At 71.8% G+C, this 7,443-nt stretch carries 10 protein-coding genes; 6 read left to right on the forward strand and 4 right to left on the reverse strand.

What is annotated here, in order from left to right:
• Positions 1-421, forward strand: a 421-nt coding sequence (locus ABYE80_RS14285; protein ID WP_372790954.1) for a metallopeptidase TldD-related protein, incomplete at its 5' end; no start/stop codon positions are given.
• Positions 418-1,803 (forward strand): TldD/PmbA family protein, encoded by a 1,386-nt coding sequence (locus tag ABYE80_RS14290; protein ID WP_372790955.1) that lies wholly within the window; start codon positions 418-420, stop codon positions 1,801-1,803. The genes ABYE80_RS14285 and ABYE80_RS14290, both read left to right, overlap by 4 nt.
• A 117-nt stretch (positions 1,804-1,920) precedes the next feature.
• Here ABYE80_RS14290 and secG read toward each other — a convergent pair whose 3' ends face one another.
• The 4 genes from secG to ABYE80_RS14310 are packed head-to-tail and all read right to left on the reverse strand — an operon-like array spanning position 1,921 to position 5,127.
• The gene (gene secG / locus ABYE80_RS14295; protein WP_372790956.1) at positions 1,921-2,148 is read right to left on the reverse strand and encodes a preprotein translocase subunit SecG; all 228 of its coding nucleotides are present in this window, start codon (positions 2,146-2,148) and stop codon (positions 1,921-1,923) included.
• A gap of 19 nt (positions 2,149-2,167) precedes the next feature.
• Positions 2,168-2,458 carry a hypothetical protein gene (locus ABYE80_RS14300; protein WP_372790957.1) on the reverse strand — a complete coding sequence of 97 codons (291 nt, stop codon included), beginning with the start codon at positions 2,456-2,458 and terminating at the stop codon, positions 2,168-2,170.
• Positions 2,459-2,469: 11 nt separating this feature from the next.
• Positions 2,470-4,671, reverse strand: coding sequence for a heme lyase CcmF/NrfE family subunit (locus ABYE80_RS14305; RefSeq protein ID WP_372790958.1), 2,202 nt, complete (start codon positions 4,669-4,671; stop codon positions 2,470-2,472).
• Between the two features lie 18 nt (positions 4,672-4,689).
• A complete protein-coding gene (locus ABYE80_RS14310; protein ID WP_372790959.1) occupies positions 4,690-5,127 on the reverse strand; it encodes a cytochrome c maturation protein CcmE in 438 nt (145 codons plus the stop codon).
• Between the two features lie 158 nt (positions 5,128-5,285).
• Between ABYE80_RS14310 and ABYE80_RS14315 the strand changes: the two genes are divergently transcribed.
• The 4 genes from ABYE80_RS14315 to ABYE80_RS14330 all read left to right on the forward strand — a co-directional run.
• Complete coding sequence (locus tag ABYE80_RS14315) at positions 5,286-5,537, forward strand: hypothetical protein (protein WP_372790960.1); 252 nt, start codon at positions 5,286-5,288, stop codon at positions 5,535-5,537.
• A gap of 19 nt (positions 5,538-5,556) precedes the next feature.
• On the forward strand, positions 5,557-5,976 hold the full coding sequence (locus ABYE80_RS14320) for a hypothetical protein (RefSeq protein WP_372790961.1): 420 nt from the start codon (positions 5,557-5,559) through the stop codon (positions 5,974-5,976).
• A 59-nt stretch (positions 5,977-6,035) separates the two neighbouring features.
• A complete protein-coding gene (locus ABYE80_RS14325; RefSeq protein WP_372790962.1) occupies positions 6,036-7,037 on the forward strand; it encodes a putative zinc-binding metallopeptidase in 1,002 nt (333 codons plus the stop codon).
• A gap of 10 nt (positions 7,038-7,047) precedes the next feature.
• Positions 7,048-7,443 (forward strand): ATP-binding cassette domain-containing protein (locus tag ABYE80_RS14330; protein ID WP_372790963.1); only part of this gene is annotated, 396 nt, incomplete at its 3' end.

The raw sequence follows: 7,443 nt of genomic DNA on the forward strand, positions 1-7,443 counted from the left end.
CTCGGGCGGCTGCGCCCGTGCCGACGGGTTCGCCCGCCAGCCCATCGTGCGCATGACCAACGTCTCGCTGGAGCCCGGCGACGCCGGATCGCTCGACGATCTCATCTCCAGCACCGCGGACGGGCTCTACCTCGAGACCAATCGGTCCTGGTCCATCGACGACCGTCGCCTGCAGTTCCAGTTCGGTACCGAGGTCGCCCGCGAGATCAAGGACGGGGAGCTCGGCCGCCTGTACCGCAACGGCTCGTACGCCGGTGTGACCCCGGAGTTCTGGGGCTCCCTGGACGCCATCTGCTCCGCCGAGGCGTGGCGCCCCTGGTCGTTCACGAACTGCGGCAAGGGCGAACCCGGCCAGATCATGAGCGTCAGCCACGGGACCGCGCCCGCGCGCTTCCGCAACGTCCGGGTCGGTGTCGCATGAGCGGCCCGGCCGGCCGCGATCTCGCCGAGCGGACCCTGGCGTTCGTGGACGGGGAGGCGCAGGTCACGGTCCAGCACGAGCGGTCGCTGCTGTCGCGCTTCGCCCGGTCCACGCCCACCCAGGCGACGGCGGTCGAGGACACCGGCGTCAGCGTGCTCGTGGTCTGCGACGGCCACACCGGCAGCGCGGCGACGAACGACCTCTCGGACGACGGGCTGCGTGCGGCAGCCTCCCGCGCGAGCCAGGCGGCACGGTCGGCCGCACGCGCGGCGGGCGGGCCCGGTGAGCACCCCGGCCTGCCGACGCCGGCCGAGGCGGGAACCCCGGCGGCGCACGACGGCCACGACGCCGCCACCGCGACGCTGGATCCCGGACCGGCGGGCGCGGCGCTGCGGGCCGCGTTCGCGGCCACCGCGGAGCACGGGCTGGAGGCGTTCGGCATCTGGACCGCGGGCGAGGTCGAGACCTCGATCGCCACGACGTCCGGAATCCGGGTCACGGACGCGGTCACCGACGCGTACCTGAAGGTCATCGCCCGCGACCGGGACGGCCGCTCCGGCTGGGGCGCGTCCGCCGCGTTCGCCGCGTCCGGCCTGGACGCCGACGCGGTCGCCCGCCAGGCGATCCAGCGGGTCGCGCGCGAGGAGCCCGTCGCGTTGCCGCCCGGCGCCTACCCGGTCGTCCTGGAGCCCGATGCGGTCGGCTCGCTGGTCGAGATGCTGGGCGGACTCGCCTTCGACGGTCTCGCCCACGTCGAGGGGCGCGGCGCGCTGACCGGCCGTCTCGGCGAGACGGTGGCGGCCCCTGGCGTGACGCTGCGCGACGATCCCCACACCGCGCGCGGGCTGCCGCGGGCCTTCGACGCCGAGGGTGTCGCCACGACGCCGCTCGTGCTGCTCGACGCGGGGATCGCGCGCACCGTCGTCCACGACCGCCGCAGCGCCGCCCGGGCCGCGGCCGGGACACGATCCACTGGTCACGCGCTCCTGCCCGGCGGGTCGCCGTACGGGGCTGCCCCGACGAACCTGGTGCTCGACGGCGGGACCGCCGATGACGTCGCGGCGCTCTGCGCCCCGATCGAGCGCGGGCTCTACGTGACCCGCCTCTGGTACCTCAACGTGGTGCACGAGCGCAGCACGCTGCTGACCGGCACCACCCGCGACGGCACCTTCCTGATCGAGGACGGCGTGCTCACCAGACCGGTCCGCGACGTGCGCTTCACCGACAGCGCGCTCGGCCTGCTCGAGCGGACGGAGGCGCTGACGTCCACGGCCTCGCTGGTCTGCGAGGCGGACTTCTACGGCCGCCGCGCCGCACACGGCTCGGTGGTCCCGGCGCTCCGCGCACGCGACTTCCGGGTGACGGGGCAGACGACCGCCTAGCGGCGTCGCGGGCGTTCCCGCGGGAACGCGGATCGAGCGTCGACGCGCCAGCGACGTTCCCGCGGGAACGTCTTCGTCGTCACGGCGTCACGCGGTGTGACGCGGGTGCGCCGCGGCTCAGGAGAGGCGCAGGAGGACGACCGTGTTCACCACGAACACGATCGCGAACGCCACGGTCCAGCGATTCAGGTTGCGCTCGACCATCGAGCCGCCACCCAGCGATCCCTGACCGGAGCCGACGCCGAAGGCGCCGGACAGCCCGGCGTCCTTCCCCGAGTGCATCAGCACCAGGAAGATGAGGCCGACCGAGACGAAGACCTGGAAGACAGAGAGGATCGTTTCCATCGCGGCCGATGGTAGCGGCTCAGTCCTGCCCGGGGTCGTACCGGTCGAGCTCGCGAAGGATCACCATCGCCTCGGCGCGCAGGACGCGGTCCTGGGCGCGGAAGTCCTCTTCCGCCACCTTGCCGGTCCGGTGGTCGAGCTCGAGCTCCCGGATCTCGCGGTACTTGGCGTCGCGCGCGGCCAGGAGGTCGGCGATCCGCTCGGCCTCGCGACCCTCGGCATCACGCGCGCCACCGAGCAGCGGACGGCTGACGAGAAGGACCACCGCGCCGAGCAGCGCGATGGTCGCCAGGAGGGCGACGGGCTCCATCAGCAGACCATCTACGCGCGGCCGAGGTCCTGGGCGACGCGCGCCAGCAGCCTGGCGTCGGCACGACGCGTGGCTCCGCGGGGCGCCGGCCACATGGCGATCAGCGCGCCGAGGAAGACGACGATGCCGCCCACCCAGATCCACGTCACCATGGGGCTGGCGATCACCCGGAAGGTCGCCGGCGGCGGGTCATCGGTGTAGCTCTTGAGGATGCTGCGCAGCGCGCCGCCGATGAGCGCGCCGACCTGCTGCGGATCCACCGAGTCGCCGGCCTGCTTGAGGCCACGGACGAAGCCCTCGTCGAGCGCGGTGATCCGGCCGTCGAGCGCTCCGACGTCCGGCGCGACGGCCGTCCACAGGTCGCGGCGCCAGCCGGCGTCCATGGCGACCTCGCTGGTCGCCTCGCCCTCGAAGAAGCTCGCGATCGGGTGCTGGGCGAAGAGCACCGGGGCGTTCGGCGGGTAGAAGCCTCGCTCCGGACGCAGCGTCCCGAGCGACTTGCCGTCGCGGCTGACGGCCACCTGGGCGCCGAACACGATGCGCTCCACGCGGCCCGCCTCGGAATCGATGCGGGCCGTGGGCTTCACGTAGCGCACGGTGTAGCCGCCGACCTCCACGCTCTGCCCCGGCGTCAGGCGCGCGTCACGCGCGTGCTCGAACGCGGAGCTCGCCGCGATGCCGACGAACATGAGCGCCATCCCGAGGTGCACCACGTACCCGCCGTAGCGACGCCGGTTGCGGCGCACCAGCGACACGGCGGCGACCGGGGCGCGTTCGCCGCTCATCGCCTTCCGGGCCCGCGTCCCGCGGACGAACTCCTGGGCGACCGTGCCGGTCACGAGCGCGGCGAAGGCGAACATCAGCAGCGCCGGGATGCTGTCCCCGACGCCGAACGGCAGGAGCACCAGCGTCGTCACGACCGCCGCGAGGACCGGCCACTGGAAGCTGCGTCGGGCGGTCGCCCGCGTCTGCCGTCGCCACGCGATGACCGGGCCGATCCCGCTCAGCAGCACCAGGATGAGCACGAGCGGGACGGTGTAGCGGTCGAACCACGGTGGCCCGACTGCGCTCTTGGTGCCGGTCAGGGCCTCGGAGATCAACGGGAAGAACGTGCCCCAGAAGACGACGAACGCGACGCCGACCAGCACGAGGTTGTTCCCGATGAAGACGGCCTCGCGCGAGAAGATCGAGTCCAGCCGGTGCTCGCTGCGCAGCACGTCACGGCGACTGACGACCAGCGCGATCGAGCCCGCGATCATCACCCCGATCAACGTGACGAACGGGATGCCGAGCGTCGAGGCGCCGAACGCGTGGATCGAGTCGAGGATCCCGGAGCGCACGAGGAAGGTGCCGAGCACGCAGAGCACGCCGGTGGCGAGGACCAGCGAGACGTTCCACACCTTCAGCATCCCGCGCTTCTCCTGGATCATCACGGAGTGCAGGAAGGCGGTGCCGGTGAGCCACGGCAGCAGGGACGCGTTCTCGACCGGGTCCCAGGCCCAGTACCCGCCCCAGCCCAGCTCCGCGTAGGACCACCGGGCGCCGAGCAGGATCCCGATGCCCAGGAAGAACCAGGCGGCGAGCGAGAAGCGGCGGGTCGACGTGATCCACTCGGCGTCGACACGACGCGCGATGAGCGCGGCGGCCGCGAACGCGAACGGCACCGCGAACAGCGTGTAGCCCGCGTAGAGCATCGGCGGGTGGATCATCATGCTCGGGTGGCGCAGCAGCGGGTTCAGTCCCGCGCCCTCGCTGGCGGCGACCGGCAGGGTGACGAACGGCGAGGCCGAGAACACCAGCAGGGCGGAGAAGAACGCGCCGAGCCCGAGCAGGATCGCCGTCGCGTACGGAGCGACGTCCCGCATGCGGTGCCGGGTCGCGTACAGCACGCCGGCGGTCCACAGCGACAGCAGGAACAGCCACAGCAGCAGCGAGCCCTCCTGCGAGGACCAGGACGCGGAGGCCTTGTAGAAGGTCGGTGTGGTCGTCGAGGAGTGCTCGACGACGGTCTTGAACGTGAAGTCGCTGCGCAGGAAGGCGATCTCGAGCAGGACGAACGCGAGCGTCGACAGGCCCGCCAGGGCGTAGGCGGCGTTGCGGCCGGAGTCGACCCAGTCGCGCCGGCGCTTCCGCGCGCCGTAGAGCGAGGCGAAGATGCCGTAGACGGCGACCGCAAGGGCCAGGACGAGTGCTGCACGACCGACGGTTGCCACGGACGCCTCCCCCGCGGCCTAGTACGTGTAGCCGGACGGCGGGGCCTTGCCGTCGTCGGACTTCTTCTCGTTCGTGAACTTCGACGGGCACTTGGTGACCAGCGAGTCCTTCTCGCCGACGAACCCGTCCCCGTGCTTGCGGACCGTGATGATCACCTCGCGCCCGTCGCGGAACGGATCCGGGACCGCCCCGGTGTAGCTGACCGGGACCGACGCGCTGCCGTCGCGGTCGCGGATGCGGAACGTCATCCCGTCGCGGTGCTTGTCGACCGAGCCGTCGACGACCTTGCCCGTGAGCTGGTAGCTCTGGCCGGGCTGTGCCGCGGCCAGCAGACGGCTCGGGGTCACCGCCTCGCTGGAGGCGCTGAAGCTCGTGTAGACGAGCGCTCCCGCGAGCAGCACCGCGCACGTCAGGGCAGTCGTGAGGCGGATCTGACGCTTGCGGGCGGGGTTCATACGCCGACGAAGTATGCCGAACAGGGCTGGCGCACGGCCCCGTGCCAAAGCGTCCGCTGGACCGGATTCGGGCTCAACCCGCGGCGTGGGCGGCCGATTGCAGCGAGAACTGCATGAGGGAAACCTTTTCCCTCCGATCGCGTCCCTATGAGTAGACCATGCGACTCAACCGAATCCTCGCCCACGAACGACGAGAACCGAGCACGGAGCCGGCGCCTTCCGCGTCTCCCGCGGCTCCCGCCCTGCGCCTGGTTCCCGACGACCCCGCCCTCGCCGCCGAGCGCCGACTGCGCAACGCGGGCGGCCCGCAGGACAGCGCGCTGTACCGCTGCGACTGCGGCTTCATCTTCGACGCGCCGGTCTCCACCACGGTTCGCTGCCCGCACTGCGACAGCGGCGTCGCCTGGTAGACCGTCCTACACTCGGGCCATGCTCGGGTCCGGCACCCTGGGGACGAAGCTCGTCGCCGTGCTCCTGATCGCTCTCATGGCGGTGGGGAGCGTGATGATGTGGCTGGGAGTCCCGTTCCTGTGGATCTACTTCGTCTCGCAGAGCGTGAAGAGCTCACAGCCGTCGATGGGTCCCTACGTGCTGCTGCTGTTCGGCATCCCCGCCTCGATGGTCCTCGTCGGCCGTTTCCTCGGACGCATCAACCGCATCTACGGCGAGGTCACGAACACGACCCCCGAGGTGAAGGTCGTCCTGCCCTGGCACCGGTCGATGCGAGGCGAGCGCGACGCCGGGCATCCGCGCACGGTCCTCGACGTCGTGATGGTGCTGAGCGTCGCCTGCGCGTTGACGCTCATGGGCATCTGGTTCTTCTTCTTCGCGGAGGGCGGCGGCATCTGACGTCGGCGGCGGGCCCGGCGCTTGCCCGCGGCCCGAGGTGGGCATAGTGAGAGCCTCACATGCGCACCTTCACCTGCTCGACCTGCCACCTGCTCGTGTTCTTCGAGAACACCGCGTGCCTGCGCTGCGGCTCGGCCCTCGGGTACGACCACGGGACGCGCGAGATGATCACGCTCCCGGACGGGCTGGACGCCGACCCGGACTGGTTCCGCTGCGCCAACGCGGAGGTGGCCGCGTGCAACTGGCTGGTGCGGACCCCCGGCGAGCTGTGCGCCAGCTGCTCGCTCACGCGCACGCGGCCCGCGGACTCCGACCCGAGCGGCCTGCAGGATCTCGGTGTGGCCGAGGCGGCCAAGCGCCGGCTCCTGTTCGAGCTCGCCGAGCTCGGGCTCCCGGTCGAGGGCGCCGGCGAACGCGAGGGCGGTCTCGTCTTCGACCTGCTCAGCAGCGAGGCCGTGCCGGTCACGACGGGACACGCCGGCGGCGTGATCACGCTCGATCTCGCCGAGGCCGACGACAGCGACCGCGCCGCGCGCCGCGAGCAGCTCGGCGAGCCCTACCGCACGGTCCTCGGGCACTTCCGGCACGAGATCGGTCACTACTACTGGCCGCTCCTGGTCGAATCGGACCCGGAGACCCTGGCCGACCACCGCGCGCTGTTCGGGGACGAACGCGAGGACTACCAGGCGGCGCTCGAGCGCCATTACGCCTCCGGCCCCCCGGCGGACTGGCATCTGCACCACGTGTCGGCCTATGCCGCCATGCACCCGTGGGAGGACTGGGCCGAGACGTGGGCGCACTACCTGCACATCAGCGCGTCGACGCAGACCGCGGCCGCCTACGGCCTCCGCACGCCCCTCGCCGAACCGGAGCCCGCACCCGACGACTTCCGCACGGTGATCGACGCCTGGATCCCGTTCACGATCGCGATGAACGCGATCAACCTCTCGATGGGCCGCAACCCGCTCTACCCCTTCGTGCTGACCGCCGCGGTCATCGAGAAGCTCGAGTTCGTCGACCGGACGGTCCGCCGCGTCCGGTCCGCCGTGCCGACCGCGTAGCGTGTCCGGCGTGTCAGCCGCACCTCCCGCACTCGAGATCACCGATCTCGTCAAGACCTATCGCTCCGAGGCGCGCCGTCGCCGGCTCCGGCGGCAGCCCGACGAGGCCGCCCGCCTGTCGACGCCGGCCCTGAAGGGCGTGTCGCTGGAGATACCGGACGGGGAGTTCTTCGGGCTCCTCGGCCCCAACGGCGCCGGCAAGTCGACGCTGATCCACTGCACCACGGGGCTCGCACAGCCGACCTCGGGGGCGATCCGGGTCTTCGGGCACGACGCGATCGACAACTACCAGGAGGCTCGCGCCGCGGTCGGGCTCGCACCGCAGGACCTGAACCTCGACTGGTTCCTCACGCTCGAGGAGTCGCTCGAGTACCACGGCGGCTACTTCGGGATGACGAAGCGCGAC

The organism is Paraconexibacter sp. (assembly GCF_041602235.1).
In the GTDB taxonomy this organism is placed as follows: domain Bacteria; phylum Actinomycetota; class Thermoleophilia; order Solirubrobacterales; family Solirubrobacteraceae; genus Paraconexibacter.

Bases quoted from the DNA above. Each gene is read 5' to 3' on its own strand.
- ABYE80_RS14290 (WP_372790955.1), top strand. From the start codon at position 418: ATGAGCGGCCCGGCCGGCCGCGATCTCGCCGAGCGGACCCTGGCGTTC.
- secG (WP_372790956.1), bottom strand. From the start codon at position 2,148: ATGGAAACGATCCTCTCTGTCTTCCAGGTCTTCGTCTCGGTCGGCCTC.
- ABYE80_RS14300 (WP_372790957.1), bottom strand. From the start codon at position 2,458: ATGGAGCCCGTCGCCCTCCTGGCGACCATCGCGCTGCTCGGCGCGGTG.
- ABYE80_RS14310 (WP_372790959.1), bottom strand. From the start codon at position 5,127: ATGAACCCCGCCCGCAAGCGTCAGATCCGCCTCACGACTGCCCTGACG.
- ABYE80_RS14315 (WP_372790960.1), top strand. From the start codon at position 5,286: ATGCGACTCAACCGAATCCTCGCCCACGAACGACGAGAACCGAGCACG.
- ABYE80_RS14320 (WP_372790961.1), top strand. From the start codon at position 5,557: ATGCTCGGGTCCGGCACCCTGGGGACGAAGCTCGTCGCCGTGCTCCTG.
- ABYE80_RS14325 (WP_372790962.1), top strand. From the start codon at position 6,036: ATGCGCACCTTCACCTGCTCGACCTGCCACCTGCTCGTGTTCTTCGAG.